The following is a 23,215-nucleotide window of genomic DNA, read 5'->3' as shown; positions in this document are numbered from 1 at the left end:
TTCACGTTCCAGTCCCGCCATCTCCGGCTATTCCCCCCGCCTGACCCCGGCAGCATCTGGCGGAACTGTGCCGTTGATGGCTCGTCGGTACTCACGCGATGCACCATCGCGTATCACGTGGGCTGCGACCGCACGATGGTCGGCGCTATTTTTCCTCGGCCAGATCGCGATCGAGATCGGCACCTGGTGAGCCGGTTGTTGCATCCTCTTGAGGCTGATCGATGTGCATACCGATCATTCCTGTCAGATTCGGCTTGACCGCTTCAAGGCCGTCCCGTTCCTGTGTGGCATCTTGATCAACTGGCGCGTCGGTATCGCTGTGTGCCGGCTTCTTTCCGCTCTGGTTGCTCGACATTCCGTCTTCCTTTGCTCTCGAACATTGTTCAGGCAAACTGCACCGCGAAGTAACAGGGCTCATCAACTGTAGTCCAGTTTGCGCCTGCCGGATTTGACCGGAATCAAACGCCCGGCTCGCCGCCATCGGCTGGATGCTGCCGCAGAACGAGTAGCCCTCACGCGTAATGCGGCAGGCGCTTGCCGGGCAGCAGATCATACGCCGAGCGCCAGCCCGGCAGGTCTGCGATACGATCGAGCCAGGCTTTTATGGCGGGGTGGCTCGCCGCGAAATCATATCCGGTCTCATCGGCGGGATAGTGCAGATAGGCCATCATGGAAAAATCGGCCACGGTGACGCGCTTGCCGATGGCGAAGTCGTTGTGCTGCAGATGGGTCTCGAGGATGCCGAGGAAATCGTCGAGCCGCTTGCGGAAATATTTAAGAACCTGCGGATCGGCCGATGGCGTGAAGGTCCGCATGAACCGGTAGCTCGCCATGTAGCCGGTGAGTTTGTGATTGTCCCAGAACAGCCAGCGCAGCAGTTCGAATTTCTCGTCCTCGGTCGCGGCGCCGAACCGGCCATATTGTTCGGCGAGTTGCAGCAGCAGCGGCGCGGTCTGGGTCAGCCGCTCGCCGTCGACTTCCAGCACCGGAATCTCGCCCATCGGATTGACGTCGCGCCGCCACTCCGGCGTGCGCGTGACGCCGCCGCCGAAATCGGTCCAGATCGGCTCGAAACTCTGGCCGCACAGCGTGAGCATCAGCGCCAGCTTGTAGCTGTTTCCGGATTCCGGAAAATAATGCAGGCGATAGGCGGGCATCGGCGATCACGCCACCGCGCCGGACGCCCGCAGCTTCTGGATCGCTGCTTCGTCATAGCCCGCGTTGCGCAAGATCTCGTCGCTGTGCTCGCCGATCCCGGGCGGCTTGCGCGGCCGGACTTTCTTGGCGCCGTCGACCCAGATCGGGCTGTTGATGGTCAGCATGGTGTCGTTCTCGAACGGCACCAGCACCTCGTTCACCAGCATCTGCTTGTCGTTGGGAATGTCGTCGAGGATGCCGACCACGCCGAACACCAGGCCGTTGCCGTCGAGGATCTGGCGCCATTCGGCGAGGGGTTTGGCGGCAAAGGTCTCATCGAAAATCCTGATCAGCTCGATCGACCGTGCATGGCGTCCGGCCTTGGTGGCGAAGCGCTCATCGGTGACGAGATCCTCGCGGCCGATGCAGCGCGCCAGCGCCGGCCACTGCTTCTCCTCGTTGAGCAGCGACAGGATGATCCAGCGTCCATCCTTGCACTTGTAATGGTTGGTGACGGCGTTCAGCGCATGCTCGCGCGTCCGTCGCTCCTGGAATTTGGCGCCGCACAGCTTGGCCTGCGCCAGCACCGAGGCGGCCCAGATGCCGTTGGCCATCAGGTTGGAGGAGACATGTGAGCCCTTGCCGGTGCGCTCGCGCTTGTACAGCGCGGTGACGATCGCACCGTAAAACGCCATCGCGCAGGGGTGGTCGCCCATCCCGGCGATCGAGCGGGCCGGCGTGGTGTTCTCGTCGGCGCGCACCAAGTCCATCAGGCCGGAGCGGGCCCAATAGGCGTTGCTGTCGAAGCCGGGCTTGTTGGCTTCCTCGCCCTTTTCGCCGTAGCCGGTGAACGAGGCATAGATCAGGCGCTCGTTGAGCGGAGCCAACTGAGCGAAGGTCAATGCAAGGCGCTCGCGCACTGCCGGCGGGAAATTGGTGATGAAGACGTCGGCCTCGGTCACCAGGCGATGCAGCACCGCTTGGCCTTCCGGCCTGGAGAGGTCGAGCGCCAGGCTCTTCTTGTTGCGGGCCTCCAGCATCCACGAATAATTGTGCTGGCTGGCGGGATATCCCGGCAGGTTCGGCAGGTTCCGGTAGGGATCGCCGAGGCCCGGCGGCTCGATCTTGATCACGTCGGCGCCGAAATCCGACAGCACGGTGGCAGCCGCAGGCGCCGCGATGAAACTCGCGCAGTCCAGAACCTTGAGGCCGTCAAAAATGCCTTTTTCCATAGTGCCGCCGCTCCCGTGATTCTTGTTGGTTTTGTCCGTGTGCTGGAATTATGCGTGAGAACCAGCGGGCATTTGACCCATCTTGGGTCGATGATGCAACGAAAGTTTCAACGTCATTGCGAGCGAAGCGAAGCAATCCATGGCGCGGCAGATACAAATAAGAGTGGATTGCTTCGTCGCTTCGCTCCTCGCAATGACGGCGCCCTATTCTTGCTCCGACAGCAGCGCGGCATTGCCACCCGCCGCCGCCGTATTGATCGTCACGGTCTGTTCGGTCGCGAATCGGGCCAGATAATGCGGCCCGCCGGCCTTGGGGCCGGTGCCGGACAGGCCGTGGCCGCCGAACGGCTGCACCCCGACCACGGCGCCGATCATGTTGCGGTTGACGTAGATGTTGCCGACGGAGAGCTGCTCGATCACGGCCTCGACCGTATCGTCGATGCGAGAGTGAATGCCCAGCGTCAGCCCGTAGCCGGAGCATTCGATCGACTGCAGCACGCGATCGAGTCGGTCCGCGGGATAGCGCACCACGTGCAGGACCGGCCCGAATATCTCCTCGGTCAATTGATCCGCGCTCGCGAGTTCGAAAATATGCGGCGCAACGTAATTGCCGTCGGGAGCATTTCCCGCGAAATGCACGCGCGCCTCTTTCTTCATGCGCGCGATATGCGTGTCCAGCCGCTGCTTCGCTTCGGCGTCGATCACCGGCCCGACATGGGTGGAAAGGTCGCAGGGATCGCCGATCCGGAGTTCGCGGGCGGCGCCCGCGATCATCTCGATCATGCGGTCGGCGACATCGTCCTGTATGAACAGCAGGCGCAGCGCCGAGCAGCGCTGGCCGGCCGAGCGGAACGCCGAGGTCACGACGTCGTCGGCAACCTGTTCGGGCAGCGCGGTGGCGTCCACGATCATGGCGTTGATGCCGCCGGTCTCCGCGATCAGCGGAACGATCGGGCCGTCGCTGGCGGCCAGCGTCCGGTTGATCGACCGCGCCACCTCGGTCGAGCCGGTGAAGACCACGCCGGCGACATCGGCATGCGCGACCAGGGCTGCGCCGATGCTGCCGTCGCCGGGTACCAGCCGCAGCGCCGAGGCGAGGACGCCGGCCTGATGCAGCAATCGCACGGCCGCCGCCGCGATCAGCTGCGTCTGTTCAGCCGGTTTTGCCACCACCGCATTGCCGGCCATCAGCGCCGCCGAAACCTGTCCCAGAAAGATCGCCAGCGGAAAATTCCATGGCGAGATCGCGATGAAGACGCCGCGGCCACGCAGCTGCAGCACATTGCTCTCGCCGGTCGGCCCGGGCAGCGGCGCGCTTTCGCCAAACAGCTTGCGGCCTTCCGCGGCATAGTAGCGGCAGAAATCGACGGCCTCGCGCACCTCGGACAGTGCATCGTCGAGGGTCTTGCCGCCCTCGCGTTGCAGCAGCGCGATGAAATGCGCGCGCCGCTGCTCCAGCGCGTCGGCGGCGTGTTCGAGAATGGTCGCGCGCCGCTGCGCCGGCATCCGGCTCCAGGCCTTGAACCCGTCACGCGCCGCCGATATCGCCGCATTGGCGTCTTCAGGCGTCGCATCGGCGATGCTTCCCGCCGTCGGCGTGGTCTCTGCGGCGATCGCTGAAACCAGCTCACCCAGCGCCGCACGATCGCCGAATTCGATGCCATGAGAATTCTGGCGTTGCGGCTGATAGAGGTCGGCTGGCAGGCGAATGTTCGGATGCCGCGCGTTGGCGGCAGCGCCGACGATATCGGCCGGGCGTCGCAGCAGCGTGGCCACCGGCACGGTATCGTCGGCGGCAACCGCCACGAACGAGGAATTGGCGCCGTTCTCCAGCAGGCGCCGCACCAGATAGGCCAGCAGATCGCGGTGGCTGCCGACCGGGGCGTAGGTACGACAGCCAATGTCGGGACGATCCTCGCTCAACTGCGCGTACAGCGCCTCGCCCATGCCATGCAGGCGCTGAAACTCGAATCCGCGTGTCCCATCCGCAAGCTCGAGCACGGTTGCGACCGTCAGCGCATTATGGGTGGCGAATTGCGGAAAAATGCGCCGCCGCAGCGCCAGCAGCTGGTGCGCGCAGGCGACGTAGTTCAGGTCGGTCATCGCCTTGCGGGTAAACACCGGATAGTCGTCGAGGCCGCGTTCCTGCGCGCGCTTGATCTCGGTGTCCCAGTAGGCGCCCTTCACCAGACGCAGCATCATCCGCCGGTTCAGCGCGCCTGCCAGTTCGTCGCTGTAGAAGATCACGGCCTCCGCGCGCTTCTGATAGGCCTGGATCGCCAGGCCGAATCCGTCCCAGCCCTTGAACGATGCGTCGCTGAACACCGCCGCGATCACCTCCAGCGACAATTCGAGCCGGTCGGCTTCCTCGGCGTCGACGGTGAAATTCAGGTCATGGTTGCTGGCGCGGCGCGCCAGCTCGATCAGCCGCGGCACCAGTTCGCCCATCACCCGCTGCCGGCTCACCGCTTCGAAGCGCGGATGCAGCGCCGAGAGTTTGACGGAGATGCCCGGCCGCCCGGGCAGGGGCCGGTCATCCGCGGCGCGGCCGATCGCCTCGATCGCGCTGGCATAGGAATTGAAATAGCGCTCGGCGTCGGCAGCGGTGCGCGCGCCTTCGCCGAGCATGTCGAAGGAATAGCGGGTGGCGTCAGCCGAATCCGCCCGCTCGAGGGCTGCCTCGATGGTCTCGCCCAGAACAAAATGGCTGCCCATCAGCCGCATCGCCTGCCGTGTGGCGGCGCGCACCGCGGGCACGCCGAGACGCTTTGTCAGCCGGCCGATGGTGCCCTGCGGGGTTTCGCCGGGCTGGATCACGCGCGCCGACATCCCGAGCGCCCAGGCGGAGGCATTGACGAGGAAGGCGCTGGACCTGGTTTCGTGATGGAGGAAATCGCCCTGGCCGAGCTTGTCCTCGATGAACTGGTCGGCCGTGCGGGCGTCCGGCACGCGCAGCAGGGCTTCCGCCAGCACCATCAGCGCCAGGCCCTCCCTGGTGGAGAGCGCGAATTCGCGCAGCATGTCCTCGACGCCGCCGAGCCGGTCGTCATGGGTTCTGATGGCGCCGATCAGGCGCGTTGCGGTGCGGTCGATCCGGGCGTCCTGTTCCGCGCGCAGTCCCGCGGTGGCGAGAAGCCGGGCCGCGATGGCGCCGTCGTCGGCGGCATAAGGCGCTTCGAAGCGCGGGAAAAGTCGTGATTCGGATGCCATGACGTACCCTTGGGGAGCCCGCATCTTCTATCATGCCGCCGAGCTTGGCACCGCGAAACCGGTGCGATAGGTTCCACGCGATTTATCGGTTTGAGTTGTGGCGGCCGATGGCACTGACGGGCAGGCGGCAACGATCTGGGGGGCGGAGCAGAACCCTGTGGTTTTGCGGCTTTGCTGCGCTTCTGGCAGGCTCAGCGATTGCTGCTCCGCTGCCGGCGCTCGCTGCCGAACTCAGCGCACCGGTCGCCGAACTCTACAGCACGGTGTCGATCTTTCCCCCGACCGCGAGATCCATGACGGTCTGCTACGGCTTTGTGTGCCGCCGCCGCGCGATTCTGGATTTCACGCCGGGCGACCGCAACGCGCTGACGGCGATCATGGCGGCGGGCCGCGCCTCGGCCGCGGCGGAACGGGCGGCGGTGCAGAAGGCGGTGATCTGGTTCGATCGCCGCATGGGGCCGGTCATCGGCACCAGCAGGCGCGTCGCCAAGGCGGATTTCCGCCACCGCGACGACGGGTATAATTACGATTGCTGGGATACCACCCGCAACACCACCAGCCTGCTGCTGGTGCTGCAGCAATGGGGCCTGCTGAAATTTCACGGGGTGGGCGACCCGCATTACCGGGGCAATGCGCTGGTGCTGCAGACGCCGCACAACACCGCGGTGCTGCTCGAGCGCGCCACCAGGGTCGAATGGGTCGTGGACATGTGGACGCGCGGCTACGCGCAGCCACCGGATGTCATGACGGTTCAAAAATGGGTAAAGGAAGATTGAGGATCAAACCAGCGCGTTCTGCGCCGGTTCATTGCGCGCAAGAGCGCCGCCGCTCCTGCCCATTGCACTCTGTTTTTTTGAGATGTTCTTGGAAGTCCCACTCCCGGATCAGATCCGAGAGTGCGCTGTTGCGGACCGCGCGCCCAGCCTTAAACCTTGAGGTTCTCGGCCGAGGTCTTGCCGCGATTGGCAACCTCTTCGTATTCGACCGTCTGTCCTTCGTTGAGCGAGGAAAGGCCAGCTTTCTCGACCGCCGAAATATGAACGAAAACGTCCTTGCCGCCACTCGAAGGCTGGATGAAACCAAAACCCTTGGTCGCGTTGAACCACTTCACAGTACCTTTAGCCATCACGTCGTCTCCGCGGGATCAAAACAATTAACGAGCCGCCGGTCCCCGCACACCGGCCTGCCCGAAAACACAGGATACGCCGGATAACGCAAGCTTGATAGCGCAAAGGACAGCTCGATTTCGGCGGAAAACGATCGATATCGTGGCGCATTGGCGTTTTTTGCCGATTTTGGCGATCATTTGATCCGGAGAGATGCCGAGCGTTTCAAATCCTACCGGCCTGACGGCGTTGCGCTGAAACCCGCCAAAGCAGAAACCCCGGCCGCTGGAGGCGACCGGGGTTCCGGATCGAAACCGAAGTTCCGATTACCATGCGCAGACGTTCACGACGCGAAAGCGAAAGCCGTACGGGGTCCACACGCGGCGGGTCTGGTAGCAGCCATCGCCGCCATAGCCGCCGCCGATCACGAAGCCAAGGCCAAGGCCGTGGTGGTGGTGATGATGATGCGGATGCCAGTATGGGCTGGCCGAGGCCGCGGTGGGAGCCAGCGCCGCCGCGCCGAGGGAAGCCGAGGCAACAAGTGCGAGAGTCAATTTGCGAAGCATGGTCGTTCTCCTTGATGTGCGCCGTAGCGCGGGGTTGATTGTCTCATCGCACATCAGTCGCGCCCCTCAGGAGCGCGGTTCGAGAAAACAGCCTGTGGTTCGGCGACAATTTCCTGAATGATTATTCAGGTGTGAAAAACATCACACAGCGACGTCGTGCGGCAATTGCACGGCGACGGGGTTCAAATCATTAACCAGCGCGGGCAACGCGCTGGCGTGCTCGACGGAGCGAACGATCATCGTCTCGGCGCGCCCGCGGATCGTGACTTCCTGTGGCGGCAAACTGTCTTCTGCAAGGCCGGCGGTGATGCGAACTTCTTCCGACACCACAACTTCGCAGGCGAGGTTCTTGGTCATGTCCTGCAGACGTGCTGCGACATTGACGGCGTCGCCGAGCGCGGTGAACACCATGTGATCGCGATAACCGATATCGCCGATGATCACCTCGCCGCCGTGAATGCCGACGCCGAAGCGGATCGGCTCGCGCAAATCATGGCTGAGGAATTGATTCAATTCGTCGATATTGGTCGATATCATGCCGGCGGCTCGCAGCGCCTGACGGCAGGCGGTTTGCGGGTCCGAGTCGAGCCCGAACAACGCCAGCTGTCCGTCACCGACGAACTGGTTGGGCTGGCCGCCGCATTCGAGCACGGCCTGCGACACCGCGCCGAGGAAACGGTTGACGATGAAGACGGTGTCGAACGGCAGCCGCTTCTCCGCGAGCTTGGTCGAGCCGCGCATGTCGACGAACAGGCTGACGAGATAGCGTTCCTCGCCGATGCGGGAAGGATTGGCGGCGTGCCCATCGGCGGACACCGCGTGCGGCAGGAAGAGCTGGAAGAAAGTGAGGTCTGTGGCCGGCCGCAACTGGCAGGCGAGGCGAATCGAGGGATCGTTCGCGCCGACCCGGTGCAGCACGAACGCTTCGCGCTGCGAAGGCTCGGGCAGGGCGGCGTGATCGCCGATCACGCGGATCCGGCAGGTCGAGCAGCGGGCGCGGCCGCCGCAGACCGATGCATGCGGCACGTTGCTGCGCAGGCTCGCTTCCAGCACGGTCAATCCCTTCGGCACCCGCACCGTACGGCCATTGCCATAGGACAGGTTGATCATACCGCCGCGCCGCTCATACAGTGTGCGTGCGCCCCTTGCCAGCAACGCGAGTGCGATGAGCCCGAGATAGAAGACAAGCGCGTAGTCGACCGCGCGGTCGATCGTGGCCTTCTGCTCGCGTGTGCCGAGCTTGCTTGGAGAAAGGTTTTCGGCCCGCCATTCGACGCTGTCATTGTCAACGACGCTCCGCCCGCCCTGATAGACCCCGAGGATGGCGAGCGCGGGCAGCAACACGGCCACCGCAAGCAGGAGCGGGGCCACGCGCTTGTAGAACGGCTTCATCCGCAGCCAGAGGTGCAGTCCGATGCAGCCATGGATCCACGACGCCAGGATGGCGGCAACCAGGCCCCATATGCGCCATGCGGGCCATGAAACGAAGTAGGCGAACAGCACCTGCGGGTAGAGGATTTCGTGACCATGAAGCGTCAGCGCAAGCCGGACGCCCAGCACATGGGTCATGACCAGTATCGGAATCGTCAGGCCGAGGAGGAGCTGCAGCAGCTCCATCGCCTTCCAGCGAAATTGCCGGCGCTGATACAGCGCCCAGACGCCAAGCGCGGCATGCACGAGACACGCGGTGTAGAACACGATTGCCACGGGGAGAAATTGCCAGAACCCGGTATGCAGCTGCACCCCATCCGCCATCGCGTCCAGAGAGAAATTGCCGAGCGCATGATTGAGGAAATGGCTGAGCACATAGGCGAACAGGATCATCCCGCTGACGAGCCGGATTTGACGAACGCCGATGCCGCGGAACAGCCTGGTCAGCTGTTCCTGGGAAAGTCGGGCCATGCGGGCTATAGAATCCATGATGGCCGACTGTAATGATAAATTGCGCCGGGGACCATCTCTCTACACGTCCTCTCTACACGTCGTCCCGGCGAAAGCACGGACCCCAGGCGTGAGCGCATCTGCGCTCATCGCGGCGCCCGGCGTCCTTGGGCACCCCAGCAGATATCTTTTCAGGCTGGAAATGCCGGTGGCTATGGGGCCCGGCATTCGCCGGGACGACGGTTGGGGATGACGTTGACACCCCCGGCGGAGTCGGGAAGAAAGCACCGGTGACGATTATCCCGCCCGACAGAACCAGCGCGCACCCGGACCATTTGGCCTCGCGGCAATGGCTCGCGGTCGCCGCCCTGATCGCGGCGCTGACCGCCATGCGGATGATCTACGCCGGCGCGATCGATCTGCGCACCGACGAGGCCTATTACTGGACCTGGTCGAAGGAGAGCGCGCTCTCCTTCCTCGATCATCCGCCGATGATCGCCTGGTTCATCCGGTTCGGTACCGCAATCTTCGGCGACACCAATCTGGGCGTAAGGTTTGCCGGCATCGTGGCGATGCTGGTCACGCAACTATTGCTCGCCGATATCGTGCGGCGCGTGACGCATGATGTCCGCGCGGTCGCGATTGCGGTGCTGATGCCGGAGGCAGCGCTGTACTACGGGCTGCTGATGGCAAAAGTCTCGCCCGACGTGGCGCTGATCCCGTTTGCGGTCGCGATGGTGTGGGCGCTGGTGCGGCTTCACGAGAGCGACGACGCGCGCTGGTGGCTGGCCGCCGGCGCCTTCGCCGGGTTGGCGCTGCTGTCGAAATTCACCGCGATCATGCTGCTTCCGGCGGTCGCAGCCTTCATGCTGGTGCCGAAGTGGCGTGGCCGCTGGCTGGCCAGTCCGTACCCGTGGGCAGCGGCGCTGATCGCGGTCGTCGTGTTCCTGCCGGTCCTGATCTGGAATTCGCAGCACGACTGGGCGTCGTTCCGCTTCCAGCTGGTGCGCGCCACCGCGACGCATGAATTGTCGCTTCGTACCGTCGGCGACTATATCGGACTGCAGTTCGGGCTGGTCGGCTTCATCCTGCTGCCGGTGGTTCTGTCGGGCGTGGCGCTGACGGCGTGGCGAGGCTACCGCCGCGGCGACGCGGTGGCCATTCTGCTGTCGACCGCCGTAATCGTTCCCTTCGGCTATTTCTTCTGGAAATCGCTGTCCTTGAGGGTCGGCGATACCTGGCCGATGTTCATCTGGCCGGCCGGATTCGCCGCCACGGCCATCAACATCGCGATGCTGTCGCGCGAAGGGTGGCCGGCATGGATCATACAATCGACGATACGTTGGGCCAGGATCGCGGTCGCTTCCGGGATCGTCTTCGTCGTTGCGGTTTTTCTCTATTACGTCGTCGCTCCCTGGAATTTTATCGGCCGCGCCGATCCGATCGGCGGCGAGGCCGGCTATCAGCAGGTGGTGGCGCGGGCGGAGGCCCAGCTGCAAGCGACCGGCGCGAGCTGGATCGCCACAACGGATTATCGCACCTACGCCATGCTGCGCTGGTTCTTTGGCGATCGCGTGCCGGTCATCCAGATCAACGAGCGCGGCAGGTTCGAAGGTTTTCGCGATCCCGGCATGGATGCGATCCGGGGCCGCACCGGCCTCTATGTCGGGCGCGAGCCCGACCATATCAGCCCGGTGTGGAGGTCGATCACCGCGATCAGGCAGCCGCTCGAACGGGTCGAGCGCAGCTGGCGCGGAATTGTGATGGATACCTATGCGCTGGAAAAACTGACCGGCTGGACACCGGAGCTCTCGCCGCAGAAGGATTCGCCGCTCTATCGTCCGCGCACGCTGGCGTTTCATCCCTCCCCACCGCAAGCGCGGGGGAAGGGATAAGAGCTCGCCGACAGCCCTTGTCAAAACGCAGTCACTCCTCGCCGTCGCGCTTGCGCAGCAGGTCCCTGGCGAGGTCAGCGAGGGCAGGGCGCGGCAGGGCGTTGAACGGCAATGGGCGGGTGAGGTCGATTGCGGCAAGCCCGAGCCGCGCGGTGAGCAGCCCGTTCAGGACGCCTTCGCCGAGCCGCTGCGACAGCTTTGCCGCGATGCCATGGCCGAGCACCTGCTGGATCAGGCTGTCGCCCACCGCCATGCCGCCGGTGATGGCGAGGTGGGCGATGACCTGGCGCATCAGCCTGAACATGCCGAGCGCGCCCGGCCGCGCGCCATAGAGCCGCGCCAGCTGCCGGATCAGCCGCAACGCCGCCACGAACACGAACAACACGTCGATCACGGCGCGCGGGCTGACGGCGGTGACGACCGAGACGCGCTGCGCCGCCTGCGAGACCAGCCGGCGCGCTTCCTGATCGAGCGGCGTCATCAATTCGCGCTCGGCGAGGCGAATCATGTCGGCGCCGTCGATGATGTCGTCGGCATGGCCCTGCAATGCGGCGCGCGCCCGCGCCAGATGCGGGTTCTGGTGCGCGAGGCCGAGCAGATCCCGCACGACGGCGCGGCTCTCGGTGCGATCGTCGCTGGCGAGTACGGCGCTGGCGCGCAGGTGCAGTTTTTCGATGGTCGCAAGCCGTGCCAGACCCAACGCCTCGCGGGTGACAATGACAACGAGTGCCACTGCAGCGACGGCCGCAAAAGCCAGTCCAATATAGCCAAAACTCTCGCTGCGAGCGAACAGGTCCTCGATCAGGCGGGTGACGCCAAGGCCGAGGCCGAGCGTGACCAACCCACCCAGCGCGCTCCAGAACATCGTGCCCCAGCGGAAGCCGCGTTGCACGGGGATGAGCGGCGCCTCGACCAGGACCGGCAGCAGCGCGGCATCGGCTTCAGGCCTGACGTGAATCGTGCCCTTCGACGGGCGGCTCGAATCGTCCGGGTCCATCACGATGACGCCGGGGTCGTCGAGCTTGAAGGTCGCCGGCCGCCGGTGAGGAGGGCGCTCGCTCATTGCAGTCTGTCTCCGATCAGGAACTGGAGGGCGCGGTCAAGGCGGATATGAGGCAGCGCGGGCGCGTCGCTGCCGTCGCGTTCGAGCAAGGGCGGGCGGAAGCGCAGGAACCGGAAATCGCTCTTCTCGGCCGAGGCGCTGGAGAGGCCGCGAAACGCGGCCTCTCCCTTGAACAGCTCTTCCGGATCGGCCGGCAGGTCGCCCGGAAAGGTCGCGACCTCGGTATTGCCGTCGAAGGCCTCGCCGTTCGCCATCTCGCCGGCGGCGGGCGTCCCCAGGATCGAGGGTAGCTTGTCGCGGCCGCGCGCGACCTGTGCCTCACGGGTGGCGCGGACCGCGGCCAGCGCCACGACGTCGATCTCGGCGCCAGTGTCCTCGGCCCGTGCGGCCGCCCTGCCGACGATACGCCGCAGCACGGCCTCGAGGCGATCATGGCTGGAATGGTGCAGATGATCGGCCTTGGTCGCGGCAAACAAAATGCGGTCGATCCGCGGCCGGAACAGGGTGCTCAGGAACGTGCTGCGCCCGATCCTGAAGCAATCCAGGATTCCCGCCAGTGCGGCTTCGAGGTCGACCAGCGCTTCCGGCCCGGCATTGAATGCCGAGAGCGCATCGACCAGCACGATCTGGCGATCGAGCCGCGAGAAGTGATCGCGGAAGAACGGGCGGACCACCACGTCCTTGTAGGCCTCGTAGCGCCGTACCATCATCGCCCACAGCGAACCCTCGGGCGCCGTGCCGTCGATCGGCACGTCGAGCGGTGCAAAGGTCAGCGCCGGGGTATCCGCGAGATTGCCGGGCATCAGGAAGCGGCCGGGCGGCAGCAGGCTCATGGCGAATCGTTCGTCGCGGCAGGCGCGCAAATAGTCGGTGAATAACCGGGCTGCCGTCAGCGCGGCCTGTTCGTCAGCCGGGGCTTCCGCGACTAGTGTGCCTAGATGAGCGTGCCATGGCGCCGCGAGACTGGCGCGCAGCGGCTCGCGCGACAGCGCGAGGCTCTCGGCCGACCATTGCTCGAAACCCTTGTTGAGCAGCGGCAGGTCGAGCAGCCATTCGCCGGGATAGTCGACGATATCCAGCGTCAGGGTGCGGTCCGCGCCGTTCTGGCGCTGGTAGTCGATCACCAGCCGGAGCTCGCTGATATCGACCGTCGAATTCGGCCAGTGCCGCTCCTCGATCAGGGTGCGCACATGATTTTCATAGGCAAAGCGCGGCACCGCATCGTCGGGCTGCGGCTCCAGCCTGGCGCGGGCGATCCGCCCGGTGGCGAACGGCTCGAAGATCGGAAAGCGGCCGCCGCGGGTGAGGCCGTGAATCAACGCCGTGATGAACACGGTCTTGCCGGCGCGCGACAGCCCGGTGACCCCAAGCCGGACCGTCGGATTGAAAAACTGGTCGCCATAGTCCATCAGGGCCCGCGCCGACAGCCGCGCTTCCTCGACGATATCTTGAAAACTGGGGGCCATGCGGGAGGGGACAACTCGGTTTGGCGGAGGCTATTGGCGGGAAAGCTATCCGAAAAGTGGCGATTGGCGGGGCAAAATCAAGTTTCATACTAAAGACGCGATCCGGGTGGAGAAGGCCCCTTCGTTGACCTCCCCGGAGGTATGTCTTAACGCTTCGCTATCGAAGCCTGCCGGGCCGTCATGACCATCTTCAGACTGAAACAACTCGCCTCGACCTCCGTTCATGCGGCCGGCGCCATGCTCTGGAACTACGACCGGGCCGAACTGATCGCCGACGGCGTGGTGCACGGCATCGGCGTGTTCTGCGGCCTGGTCGCGGCCATCGTGCTGATCGTGCTGGCGGCGGTCTATGCCACGGGTTTCGAAGTAGCCGCGGTGTCGATCTACGCCGCCGGGCTGCTGGCCATGCTGGTGCTGTCGGCGACCTACAATCTGTGGCCGGTCTCGCGCGCCAAATGGGTGCTGCGCCGCTTCGATCATTCGGCGATCTATCTGCTGATCGCGGCGACCTACACGCCGATCTTCCTGCAGCTGAAGGACAACATCTTCGCCGTCGCGCTGCTGATCGGCGTCTGGTGCGTGGCGATTGCCGGGATCGTGATCAAGCTGGTGCTGCCGGGCCGCTTCGACCGGCTCTCCGTCGGCCTTTACCTGGCGATGGGCTGGAGCGGCTTCATGGTCTGGGACACCGTGGTGGCGTCGTTGCCGACGATGGCCCTGTGGTTCATCGCGCTCGGCGGCGCGTTCTATAGTTTCGGCGTCATCTTTCATGCCTGGCAGCGGCTGCGTTTCCAGAACGCGATCTGGCATTGTTTCGTTCTGCTCGGCGCGGCCTGCCATTACACCGCTGTGCTCGATCTGGTCTTGACCTGAACTTTCAACAACTAATCGGAGCGTGGCGATGCAGGTGGCGGGTAAGGTCGTGGTTGTCACCGGAGGCGCCAACGGCATCGGCCGCGCGCTGTGCGAAGCCTTCCACCGCGCGGGGGCTGCCAAGGTCGTGGTCGCCGATCTCGATCTGGCCAATGCAGAGGCCGTCGCGGCCTCGGTCGGCGGCGCGGCGTTCAAATGCGATGTCGGGCAGGAGCAGGACATCCGCCGCCTCATCGAGGAGACCGAGCAGAAGTTTGGACCGATCGCGCTGTTCTGCTCCAACGCCGGAATCGGCGGCGGTTTCGACCCGATGTCGGTCAATGCGGGCGGCAGCTCGGACGAGCCGTGGGCGCGAAGCTGGGCGATTCACGTCATGGCGCATGTCTATGCGGCGCGGCACCTGATCCCGCGCATGAAGGCGCGCGGTGGCGGCTATTTCCTCAACACGATTTCCGCCGCGGGGCTTTTGTCCCAGGTCGGCAGCCCGGCCTATTCCACGACCAAACATGCGGCCGTGGGGTTCGCGGAAAACCTCGCCATCTCGCACAAGGCCGACGGCATCAAGGTGTCGATCCTGTGCCCGCAGGGCGTCGACACCAATATGCTGCGGTCGATCCCGAAAGGTCCGCAATCCGGTGACGGCGATCTGACGCCGGAACAGGTCGCGCTGGACGTGCTGGCCGGCCTCGGGCAGGAAACCTTTGTCATCCTGCCGCACCCGCAGGTGCTCGGCTACATGCGCAAGAAGACCGAAAATTACGATCGCTGGATCGCGGGCATGGCGAAGATCCAGGCGAAGATGCGGGAAGCTTACGGGAAGTCGTAAGGCGATGTGTGCCGCATCGCTGCGGCACACATCAATTGATCCGAAAACCCCTAGCGCTTTCCCGGAAAATCAGCCGGACCCTGACCGCCGCCGCGCGGACTGTCGGTGTCACGACCGCGAGGGTTGTCACGGCCGCCTCCGGGAATAGTGCGGATGAAGTCGCCGGGGGAAACCTGCGGTCTCGGGCGCTCGCGCTCGACGCAGCTGTTTCCTCTCGCCACCATATCCGTCGGGCATTCGCAGGCGCCGCGGCGATTGAGTTTCGCCGGCGGTTTGCAGGTGGGCTGCTCCACGCATGTTCGTCCCTTCGGCACCAGCCCGGGCTTGCAGACGCAGACGGTGCCGGCGGCATTCGGAACGAGCGGCGCGCGGCATTGCAGCGCCGGCACGCATCGCTTGCCCTGCTGCACCAGCCCTTGTGGACAGACGCACACGCCGGCAACCGGGCCCGGAATCATCGGGAGCGCGCAGGCTTCCTGCTTCACGCATTCCCTGCCCTTCAGCACGGTGCCTTGCGGGCAGATGCACTGACCGGGGAAGGCGCCGGGCACCATCGGCGGCAGACAGTCGGCGGGCGGCGGCTTGGTCACCGTCACGCAGGATTTGTCGTTCGGCGGATTGCCGTCGCTCAATCCCGAACCGGGCTTGAGTCCGACCATCGCGCAATTCGTGAACGGCGGGAATGGCGCCGAGCCCATGGCGGTTGCGACGATGTCGATGGTGCCGAGCGACTGGTTGGGAGCGGTTGGACCGGCACCGGTATAGGTGCAGGTTATCGTGCTCCCCGCGGCAGCCGGCAAGGTCGCGCAAGTCCAGTTCGTGCCCGTCGCGCTGTTGAATGTCATGCCGGCGGGAACGACATCCGTCACGGTGATCGCGTTGGCGCCACTGAACGGCGTACCTACGCTGGTCACCGCCAGGTGGAAGGCATAGCCATTGACCTGCGGAACCGGACTCGTACCCCCGGTCTTGACGACCGCAAGATCGATTTTCTGGTCGTCCGGCTTCTTGCATTCCGGCATCACGAGCTTGATTTCGCCGGAACAGCACTGATCGATCCCCGGCGCGCCGCCGCCGCCGACCTTGGTTTCGTTGGTTGCCAGCACGACGGCTTGACCCGGCGTTGCGCCGGATATCGTCCAGGTGGTTGTGGCAGCCCACGGCTGCTGCGGCGGTGCCACGGTGACGCCTGGTGTCAGCGAGGTCAGCGTGATGTCGCTTGCGGAGAAACCCGCGCCGCTCAGCGTCACCGTATAGCTGCCGTCCGGATTGCACTTCACGTCCACCTTCATGTCCTTGAGGCAGCCGGTGACTTCCGGAGGCTTCGGCTGTTCCGGACATGCGGCCGGGTTCATGCACATATTGTCATAGCCGACTTCCTCCGACGGACTTTTGGTGAAGTCGACCGGAAGCATGACCATGGTGACGTTCTGGATGATGGTGTTCCAGTTTGCGTTGTATCCGCCACCAGTCGGGGCGATCTGCCATCCTCCTGAACCGCCGGCCGGCAAATTCTCGCCGTTCTGAATCAATTGGATCGGCGCGCATATCTGCCGTCGCCACGGATCGGCTGACGTGACCGTGAAATTGGCGACGAAGACGGCCCGCAGCCCTCCGCTCCAGATCGAGAAGCTCGGCGTGATCGGCCCGGGCGGGCTCCCGGATACGAAGACTTTGAAGTCGAAGCAGAACTGGCCGCAGCCACCCATCTTCTTGACCCAATCGCCGAGATATTTCTCGTTGGTGGAGCAGGCCGCCGATGCACCCGAGGTGTCGCGCAGGTGCAGATGGTAATCCCCGGCGCCTCCGATGCTTCCGACGTCGGTGGTTGTAATGACGATGTTCGGCGCGCCTGCGCACGCACCCCAGCCTTCGGTGGAGCTGGCTTCAAAGCGGGTGCAGAGCGGTCCCGATTGCGCGTAGGCCGAGCCGGCGTCGCCAAGGACACCGAGTGCCATGCCGATCGACAGCGCTGCGCCGACGATGATCCTGCGCAGCATGACATGCTCCATCAAAGAGGCTCCTGGCTGGCGGGGATTCGTCATTTGCGGATCCCGCAAGCCTGGCGCGGGATCGTCACCGTTACCTTGGTGCGGCAGCAATCGTAGGGCTTGCCAGAGGCCGCCGCCGTCGCGTCGAACGCGCAGATCTCAATCACCGCGGTCGTTCCCGGCGCTCCGGTCAACGGGATATTCGCGGGGTTCAACGGGATCGGTCCGCCGGGAACGCTGACGCCCGGTGTCAGCGAGGTGGCGCTGACGGTATTGATCCAGCCCGGACCGCTGACCGTTAATTTGTAGACCCATTGGCCGGTCTTGGGATCGCACTCGAACGTACCGTTGGTGGCGAAGCAGGCCTTCGGCGGGGGAGGCGGAGGAGGAGGAGGCGGAGGGGGCGGACCACCACCGCCGCCACCGCTGACGTAGGGCGGACTGGAGGTGTTGCCGGCAACCATCCCGGCGCAGGGTCGCGCGAGAATCCGCACGCTGCCGATGTGACCGCTGGCGCGCGCATCGTCGAACTTGTCGTCATAGTCGACGAAGTAGCTGATTGCCGGCGGCTCGTCGGCGCGACGCATCATGTCCGGCGGAATGCCTTGCAGCCCGTTCACCAGCAGCGGCCCGCCGGGTTCGAGCTGGCTGCGCAGCGCCGGGTTGTTGCGGAGATTCTGCCCGGTGGTCCACAGCGAGGCTTCGCACGACGCGGTGTCGATCGTGCCGTCCTGGCGGTAGCCGTAACCGAGCGCGACGCCGCCATTGGTGTTGCGATAAGTACCGGCGAAGCCGACCGGGTATTCCTCCGGCGTCGGCTTCCAGAGCCCCGGCGACGGCGGATCGCTGGCATCCTTCAGCCAGTAGCGCAGCAGGCGTGGCTCACCCGGTTTGGCGAATGCGGAGTAATCATAGCTGGCGGCGATCGGCGCGCGCTGGGCCAGGATCATGGCGCCCCGTTGCGAGAACGCGATGTCGGACACCGGATACGGGCCGGGCTGCGCAGCAACTTCAACCTCGAGACGCGCATCGGACGCCAGACTGCCGTCCTGTGCGATGCCAACCGACCAGATTTGCGGTCCTTCAGTCGCGCCATTCCGCGCGGAGTAGAACAGCCGTCCGGCCTGGACTGCGAGACCCCATACCCGGCGTTCGGGCGGGGCGAATCCCCAACTGTCCGGATTCTCTGCGTTGAATTTGTTGCTGGCGATGTTGGGCCGGTTGGCGGGATTGAACGGCATCGGCGGCAGCCTGACCGCGCCGCGGCCGGTCACGCCGTGGTCGTAGGGCGCGCCGGGTTCGCTGCCGTCGGCGACGGCGAAGCGATGAATCATTCCGGTATAGAGATCAGACACCAACAGCTGCTTGTGCGCGGCATCGTAGGTTAGGTTGCCCAGCGCCGGTCCGGGATTGGGCACGCCGTCGAGCATGACCTTGGCAAACAAGGTCACTGCGCCGGTGCTGCCGTCGACCTTGTAGATGCTGCCGGGATCGCCCTGCAGGTCGAGGCCGAATTGTCCCTTCATCCATCCCGTGCCGGGACCGCCGGCTTTCCTGCGTTCCGGCAATCCGTCCGCGCCGCGGCCAACCAGATTGAGGCCGAACGCCGAGGTGGCGGCGAGATAGATGTTGGGCGCGGACGCATCGTCGAGCGCTACGCCGAACAGCTGACCCGTCTCCTTCGCGAACACGTCGAACGTCTTGGGCGCCTGGAATAACCGCCCGTCCCAGTCATATCCGGGCCGGCCGAGGTTCACGACGCGGGCGGAAGGGGCGTCGGGATTGATGAATGTGAGATCAATGGCGGACTTGTTCGCCGGCCGCTGCTTGCCCGGGTCGGGAGCGATGGACTCGGAAAATCCGGTGACCACCGCATCACCCAGGCCCAGGATCGGCGGGCGGCTGGGTTGTTGGGCGTCCAATTGGCCTGGAAGCAGTTGGCAAAACAGCAGCAGCGGCAAAAGCCGCGAAATGGATCTAGACAAGATTCGCCTCCCGTCGCTCGGCGGATGCCGGGCGCGACAACACTCATTCGAGTTCTTGAGAGGCCAGCCGGCGAGGAGTTATGCGAACTCGCGCGATTGCACGGTCATTATGCTTCTAAGTAGTGCCAAAAGAACGGTCTTGTTGCCGTTTAGACGGACGCTAGCGGAGTTTAGTTCAATCGAACAGCTTTAATAATTCGCGACAGGTCGACTGACCTGCCGCAATACGAGTCGCGTTGTCAGCCCTTCTTCGCATAAAGCAGCGGCACCGCCGAATCCACCATCACCTCGATCAGGCTGACGCCGTCATGCGCGAGACCGCGCGCAAGCGCGGGCGCCAGGTCTGCCGAGGCGCTGACGCGCACCGCATCGCAGCCCATGCCTTCAGCGATCTTGACAAAGTCGATGCCGGGCAGATCGAGGCCGGGCACGTTGCGCACCTGCATCACCTGGCTGAACGAGCGCATCGCGCCGTAGCCCAGATTGTTGATGACCACGACGGTCAGCGGCAGCTTGCGCTGTGCCGCGGTCCACAGCGCCTGGATCGAATACATTGCCGAGCCGTCGCCGATCAGGCAGACGGTCCGGATGCCGGGGCGGGCGAGCGCCATGCCGACCGCGGCGGGCAGCCCAAAGCCGAGACCGCCGCTCGCCATGGTGCAGAAACTGTCCTGGCCGCGCATCGGCATGAATTTTTGCATCGCCGGACGGTGTGACGGGGCTTCCTCCACCAGCACGGCGTCAGCGGGCATCGCCGACGACAGCGCGTGCAGCAGATATTCGACAGGAATCGGATCGTCCGCTTGGGGCGCGGGGGACAGAACACGACCGGCCGGCATCGTGCGCCTGGTCTCGGGCAGCAGTTCCAGCAGCATTCTCAGCGCGGGCTCTATGGTCGCGACGATGCTGGTGCCGAACGGCGTTACCGCTGCCGCAGTGGAATCGTCGGTGATCTGGAAGATCGTGGTGGTGCCGTCGAAGATCGAGGCGTGGCCCTCGACGTGGAAGGTGAAGACCGGCGCGCCGATCACCACCACCAGATCGTTCAGGCCCAAGGCATCCGAGAGCTGTGACGGCGAGGCGTGCAGGAAGCCTGCGAATTGCGGATGCTGCTCCGGGAAACTGCAGCGCGCCGAAAATGGGCTGACCCACACGGACGCTCTCGCCTTTTCCGCCACGCGCACCATCAGATCGACGGCTCCGGCGCGATCGACCCCGGGACCGACGACGAGGGCAGGGCGCTTGCTGGCGGAGAGCGCGGCGGCGAGTGCCTGCATCGCATTGGCGTCGGGGCCAAGCTCGCGGCTGACGCTGCGGGCCTCGATGGGCTGGGTTGGATGGGCCCAGTCGTCGATCGGCACGGATACGAACGTCGGGCCGCAGGGCGGCTGCATCGCCACGTAATAGGCGCGCGCGATCGCGGCAGGCACGTCTTCGGCCCGCGCCGGTTCGACCGAGTATTTGACATAGGGACGCGGAAATTCCGACGCGCGCTCGGCATACAGGAAAGGCTGCAACGGCAGGATCGAGCGCGCCTGCTGGCCCGCCGTGATCACCAGCGGCGTCTGGTTGCGATGGGCGGTGAAGATGTTGCCGAGCGCATGGCCGACGCCGGCGCCCGAATGCAGATTGACAAAACCGGCGTTGCGGGTGGCCTGCGCATAGCCGTCGGCCATGCCGATGACGGAGGCTTCCTGCAAGCCCAGCACGTAGTCGATATCGTCAGGCCAGTCGGCGAGAAACGGCAATTCGGTCGAGCCGGGATTGCCGAACACCTTCTTGATGCCGAAGGACCGCAACAGGTCGAGCGTGGCCTGCTTGACGGTGACTGCGGTGGTTTTGGTGGGCTTGCGGGACAAAGGTTGAGCCCTCAAAGGATCAATTCGTCATTCCGGGGCGATGCGAAGCATCGAACCCGGAATCTCGAGATTCCCCGATGCGCAATTTCGCATCTGCGGTCTGGTGCTAACGCACCATCCCGGAATGACGTCCCCGAGCTTCACCACGTCGCCGTCCCCTTCATGGTCGGCTGTCCCTGCGAATTCGCGGTCCACAAATCCATGCCGGCGCCGGTCTCGTTGGCGTTGACCGAGAACTCGCTGCCTTCGAACAGCGGCTGCACCCCGCGATAGCTGAATTTTCTTGGTGCCATGCCGCCATGAAGTTTGGCGGCGAGTTCGACGATGAAGGCCGCCTGCATCGGGCCGTGGAACACGAGGCCGGGATAGCCCTCGACCTTCGTGACGTAATCGCGGTCGTAGTGAATGCGGTGGCCGTTGAACGTCAGCGCCGAATAGCGGAACAGCAGCACGGGATCGGCCATGTGGCTTTCGCGGTGCTTTGCAACGGATGGCGGCGGGGGCGCCTTGGCGGGCGCTGCCGGCTGCGTGGTCGACATGTCGCGATAGACGATATCCTGCCGCTCGCGGATCGCGGTGCCGCGCGTCGTCGTGATCAGGTGCTCGACGGAGACAAAACACAGCACGCCGGTGCTACCGGTCTTCATCGTCACATCCGAGATCCGCGAGGTCCGCTTCGCTTCGTCGCCGACCCGCAGCGGTTCGAAAAATTCCAGTTCGCCGCCGGCCCACATCCGGCGCGGCAGTGGCACCGGCGGCAGGAAGCCGCCACGGGTGGGATGACCGTCCGGGCCGAGTTCCGACATCGGAAACACCGGCTGCGCCAGGCACCAATGCACGGTCCACGGCGCGGCATCGCCATCTCCAGGCTCGCCGATCTCCTGGAACAGGGTGGCGCGCAGGCCCTTTACGAGTTGCGCGGTGACGATGTCGGAAGCCTCGGTGGTTTTTCCAATCCACCCACGCAGATGATCGAGATCCAGTTTTTCCGTCATGACGATTTTGCCCGGAGGTGAGGAGCTTTGGCGGCCGAGGGAGTGTCGCCGATGCCCGGCACCGCGCCGTAGTGGCGCGGCTCGCCGACGAAGATCGCGGCGGGCGCGGCATAGCTCACCGGGCCATTCGGCGTATCGACCTCGATGCGGCGCAGATGCGGATGCACGGCGAGATCGGCCATGGTGTTGACTTCGGCAAATGCGATGTCGGAATCGGCCAGGCGCTTCAGGAGATCGACGCGTGACATCCTGGCAAAGCTGTCGCCGACCGCCTGGTCCGTGAGCTGCCGGTTGCGAACGCGCTCGACCATGCTGGCGAAGCGGGGATCGTTCGGCAGATCAGGCTGATCCAGCACCTCGGCGCAAAGCTTCTTCCATTCGCGCTCGCTCTGGATCGAGATCAGGATTCCCTTGCCGTCCTTCGACTGGAAAACCCCGTAGGGCGCGATCGAGGGATGCGCCAGCGCCATCCGTTTCGGCGGATTGCCGGCCTCCGAGTTGAGCAGCGGCACCGCCAGCCAGTCGGCCATCACGTCGAACATCGAGATCCGGATGTCGGCGCCCGTGCCGGTGCGTCCGCGCGCGATCAGGGCCTCGAGAATGGCGGCATGTGCGGTGGCGCCGGTGGCGATGTCGACCACGGAAATGCCGACCCGCGACGGTCCCTCCGGTCCGCCGGTGATCGATGCCAGCCCGCTCTCGGCCTGGATCAGCAGATCATAGGCCTTGCGATCGGCGTAGGGGCCATCGTCGCCATAGCCGGAAATGGTGCAGCAGATCAGTTTTGGGTATTCTTTTCGCAGACGTTCCAGCGAGAAGCCGAGTTTGTCCATCGAGCCGGGCTTGAGGTTTTGTAACAGCACATCCGCGCCCGCGATCAGCTTTTCGAGGCTCGCGCGACCTTCTTTGGTGGCGAGGTCGATGACCGCAGAATCCTTGCCGCGGTTGAGCCAGACAAAATAGCTGCTCTGGCCCTTGGCCGCGGCATCGTAGCCGCGGGCAAAGTCGCCTTCCGGCCGTTCCACCTTGATGACATGGGCGCCGGCATCCGCCAGCCGCGAACTGCAGAACGGGGCGGCGACCGCCTGTTCGACGGCAATGACGGTCAGTCCCTCGAGCGGCAGCATGTT

At 64.8% G+C, this 23,215-nt stretch carries 18 protein-coding genes; 4 read left to right on the top strand and 14 right to left on the bottom strand.

What is annotated here, in order from left to right; translation table 11 throughout:
- Positions 1–145: 145 nt before the first annotated feature.
- From Q7U29_RS15145 to putA, 4 genes are all read right to left on the bottom strand, one after another.
- Complete coding sequence (locus Q7U29_RS15145) at positions 146–355, bottom strand: hypothetical protein (protein ID WP_304742771.1); 210 nt, start codon at positions 353–355, stop codon at positions 146–148.
- Positions 356–512: 157 nt separating this feature from the next.
- A complete protein-coding gene (locus Q7U29_RS15140) occupies positions 513–1,157 on the bottom strand; it encodes a glutathione S-transferase family protein (RefSeq protein WP_304742769.1) in 645 nt (214 codons plus the stop codon).
- Positions 1,158–1,163: 6 nt separating this feature from the next.
- Positions 1,164–2,369: a CaiB/BaiF CoA-transferase family protein gene (locus tag Q7U29_RS15135; protein ID WP_304742767.1), complete on the bottom strand. Its 1,206-nt coding sequence runs from the start codon at positions 2,367–2,369 to the stop codon at positions 1,164–1,166.
- 204 nt (positions 2,370–2,573) lie between these two features.
- Positions 2,574–5,579: a bifunctional proline dehydrogenase/L-glutamate gamma-semialdehyde dehydrogenase PutA gene (putA, locus tag Q7U29_RS15130; RefSeq protein ID WP_304742765.1), complete on the bottom strand. Its 3,006-nt coding sequence runs from the start codon at positions 5,577–5,579 to the stop codon at positions 2,574–2,576.
- 107 nt (positions 5,580–5,686) lie between these two features.
- Here putA and Q7U29_RS15125 point away from each other — a divergent pair, with 107 nt between their 5' ends.
- Positions 5,687–6,355, top strand: a complete 669-nt coding sequence (locus tag Q7U29_RS15125; RefSeq protein WP_304742763.1) for a hypothetical protein — start codon at positions 5,687–5,689, stop codon at positions 6,353–6,355.
- A gap of 149 nt (positions 6,356–6,504) precedes the next feature.
- Here the strand turns inward: Q7U29_RS15125 and Q7U29_RS15120 are convergent, their stop codons facing one another.
- The 3 genes from Q7U29_RS15120 to Q7U29_RS15110 form a co-directional block, all read right to left on the bottom strand.
- Complete coding sequence (locus Q7U29_RS15120; protein WP_029584170.1) at positions 6,505–6,705, bottom strand: cold-shock protein; 201 nt, start codon at positions 6,703–6,705, stop codon at positions 6,505–6,507.
- Between the two features lie 306 nt (positions 6,706–7,011).
- Positions 7,012–7,251: a hypothetical protein gene (locus Q7U29_RS15115; protein WP_304742762.1), complete on the bottom strand. Its 240-nt coding sequence runs from the start codon at positions 7,249–7,251 to the stop codon at positions 7,012–7,014.
- Positions 7,252–7,392: 141 nt separating this feature from the next.
- Complete coding sequence (locus Q7U29_RS15110; RefSeq protein WP_304742760.1) at positions 7,393–9,153, bottom strand: adenylate/guanylate cyclase domain-containing protein; 1,761 nt, start codon at positions 9,151–9,153, stop codon at positions 7,393–7,395.
- A 368-nt stretch (positions 9,154–9,521) separates the two neighbouring features.
- Between Q7U29_RS15110 and Q7U29_RS15105 the strand changes: the two genes are divergently transcribed.
- Positions 9,522–11,027 (top strand): glycosyltransferase family 39 protein, encoded by a 1,506-nt coding sequence (locus tag Q7U29_RS15105; protein ID WP_304742813.1) that lies wholly within the window; start codon positions 9,522–9,524, stop codon positions 11,025–11,027.
- Positions 11,028–11,058: 31 nt separating this feature from the next.
- Here Q7U29_RS15105 and Q7U29_RS15100 read toward each other — a convergent pair whose 3' ends face one another.
- Both Q7U29_RS15100 and Q7U29_RS15095 read right to left on the bottom strand, forming a co-directional pair.
- Positions 11,059–12,090, bottom strand: a complete 1,032-nt coding sequence (locus Q7U29_RS15100) for a YcjF family protein (RefSeq protein ID WP_304742758.1) — start codon at positions 12,088–12,090, stop codon at positions 11,059–11,061.
- The gene (locus tag Q7U29_RS15095) at positions 12,087–13,556 is read right to left on the bottom strand and encodes a YcjX family protein (RefSeq protein WP_304742756.1); all 1,470 of its coding nucleotides are present in this window, start codon (positions 13,554–13,556) and stop codon (positions 12,087–12,089) included. The genes Q7U29_RS15100 and Q7U29_RS15095 overlap by 4 nt, the downstream gene beginning before the upstream one ends.
- Positions 13,557–13,736: 180 nt before the next feature.
- On the opposite strand from Q7U29_RS15095, the gene Q7U29_RS15090 reads away from it, so the two are divergent.
- Together Q7U29_RS15090 and Q7U29_RS15085 are read left to right on the top strand one after the other, a co-directional pair.
- The gene (locus tag Q7U29_RS15090; protein WP_304742754.1) at positions 13,737–14,429 is read left to right on the top strand and encodes a hemolysin III family protein; all 693 of its coding nucleotides are present in this window, start codon (positions 13,737–13,739) and stop codon (positions 14,427–14,429) included.
- Between the two features lie 28 nt (positions 14,430–14,457).
- The gene (locus Q7U29_RS15085) at positions 14,458–15,255 is read left to right on the top strand and encodes an SDR family oxidoreductase (protein WP_304742753.1); all 798 of its coding nucleotides are present in this window, start codon (positions 14,458–14,460) and stop codon (positions 15,253–15,255) included.
- A gap of 50 nt (positions 15,256–15,305) precedes the next feature.
- Here Q7U29_RS15085 and Q7U29_RS15080 read toward each other — a convergent pair whose 3' ends face one another.
- From Q7U29_RS15080 to Q7U29_RS15060, 5 genes are all read right to left on the bottom strand, one after another.
- Positions 15,306–17,255 (bottom strand): hypothetical protein, encoded by a 1,950-nt coding sequence (locus Q7U29_RS15080; protein WP_304742751.1) that lies wholly within the window; start codon positions 17,253–17,255, stop codon positions 15,306–15,308.
- 41 nt (positions 17,256–17,296) lie between these two features.
- On the bottom strand, positions 17,297–19,231 hold the full coding sequence (locus tag Q7U29_RS15075) for a hypothetical protein (RefSeq protein WP_304742749.1): 1,935 nt from the start codon (positions 19,229–19,231) through the stop codon (positions 17,297–17,299).
- A 239-nt stretch (positions 19,232–19,470) separates the two neighbouring features.
- Entirely contained in the window at positions 19,471–21,090 is a 1,620-nt protein-coding gene (gene mdlC / locus Q7U29_RS15070) for a benzoylformate decarboxylase (protein ID WP_304742748.1), read from the bottom strand.
- Positions 21,091–21,230: 140 nt separating this feature from the next.
- A complete protein-coding gene (locus tag Q7U29_RS15065; protein WP_304742746.1) occupies positions 21,231–22,085 on the bottom strand; it encodes a MaoC family dehydratase N-terminal domain-containing protein in 855 nt (284 codons plus the stop codon).
- Positions 22,082–23,212: a CaiB/BaiF CoA-transferase family protein gene (locus Q7U29_RS15060; protein ID WP_304742745.1), complete on the bottom strand. Its 1,131-nt coding sequence runs from the start codon at positions 23,210–23,212 to the stop codon at positions 22,082–22,084. Before Q7U29_RS15060 ends, Q7U29_RS15065 begins: the two co-directional genes overlap by 4 nt.
- Between the last annotated feature and the right edge of the window lie 3 nt (positions 23,213–23,215).

Source organism: Bradyrhizobium sp. (assembly GCF_030654605.1).
In the GTDB taxonomy this organism is placed as follows: domain Bacteria; phylum Pseudomonadota; class Alphaproteobacteria; order Rhizobiales; family Xanthobacteraceae; genus Bradyrhizobium.
Note: the sequence above shows the minus strand (reverse complement) of the source record. Positions and strands in the feature narration are given on the sequence as shown.

Bases quoted from the DNA above. Each gene is read 5' to 3' on its own strand.
- Q7U29_RS15140 (WP_304742769.1), bottom strand. From the start codon at position 1,157: ATGCCCGCCTATCGCCTGCATTATTTTCCGGAATCCGGAAACAGCTAC.
- Q7U29_RS15090 (WP_304742754.1), top strand. From the start codon at position 13,737: ATGACCATCTTCAGACTGAAACAACTCGCCTCGACCTCCGTTCATGCG.
- Q7U29_RS15120 (WP_029584170.1), bottom strand. From the start codon at position 6,705: ATGGCTAAAGGTACTGTGAAGTGGTTCAACGCGACCAAGGGTTTTGGT.
- Q7U29_RS15115 (WP_304742762.1), bottom strand. From the start codon at position 7,251: ATGCTTCGCAAATTGACTCTCGCACTTGTTGCCTCGGCTTCCCTCGGC.
- putA (WP_304742765.1), bottom strand. From the start codon at position 5,579: ATGGCATCCGAATCACGACTTTTCCCGCGCTTCGAAGCGCCTTATGCC.
- Q7U29_RS15100 (WP_304742758.1), bottom strand. From the start codon at position 12,090: ATGAGCGAGCGCCCTCCTCACCGGCGGCCGGCGACCTTCAAGCTCGAC.
- Q7U29_RS15085 (WP_304742753.1), top strand. From the start codon at position 14,458: ATGCAGGTGGCGGGTAAGGTCGTGGTTGTCACCGGAGGCGCCAACGGC.
- Q7U29_RS15105 (WP_304742813.1), top strand. From the start codon at position 9,522: ATGCGGATGATCTACGCCGGCGCGATCGATCTGCGCACCGACGAGGCC.
- Q7U29_RS15110 (WP_304742760.1), bottom strand. From the start codon at position 9,153: ATGGCCCGACTTTCCCAGGAACAGCTGACCAGGCTGTTCCGCGGCATC.
- Q7U29_RS15125 (WP_304742763.1), top strand. From the start codon at position 5,687: ATGGCACTGACGGGCAGGCGGCAACGATCTGGGGGGCGGAGCAGAACC.
- Q7U29_RS15145 (WP_304742771.1), bottom strand. From the start codon at position 355: ATGTCGAGCAACCAGAGCGGAAAGAAGCCGGCACACAGCGATACCGAC.
- Q7U29_RS15065 (WP_304742746.1), bottom strand. From the start codon at position 22,085: ATGACGGAAAAACTGGATCTCGATCATCTGCGTGGGTGGATTGGAAAA.
- Q7U29_RS15080 (WP_304742751.1), bottom strand. From the start codon at position 17,255: ATGCTGCGCAGGATCATCGTCGGCGCAGCGCTGTCGATCGGCATGGCA.
- Q7U29_RS15135 (WP_304742767.1), bottom strand. From the start codon at position 2,369: ATGGAAAAAGGCATTTTTGACGGCCTCAAGGTTCTGGACTGCGCGAGT.
- Q7U29_RS15060 (WP_304742745.1), bottom strand. From the start codon at position 23,212: ATGCTGCCGCTCGAGGGACTGACCGTCATTGCCGTCGAACAGGCGGTC.
- Q7U29_RS15095 (WP_304742756.1), bottom strand. From the start codon at position 13,556: ATGGCCCCCAGTTTTCAAGATATCGTCGAGGAAGCGCGGCTGTCGGCG.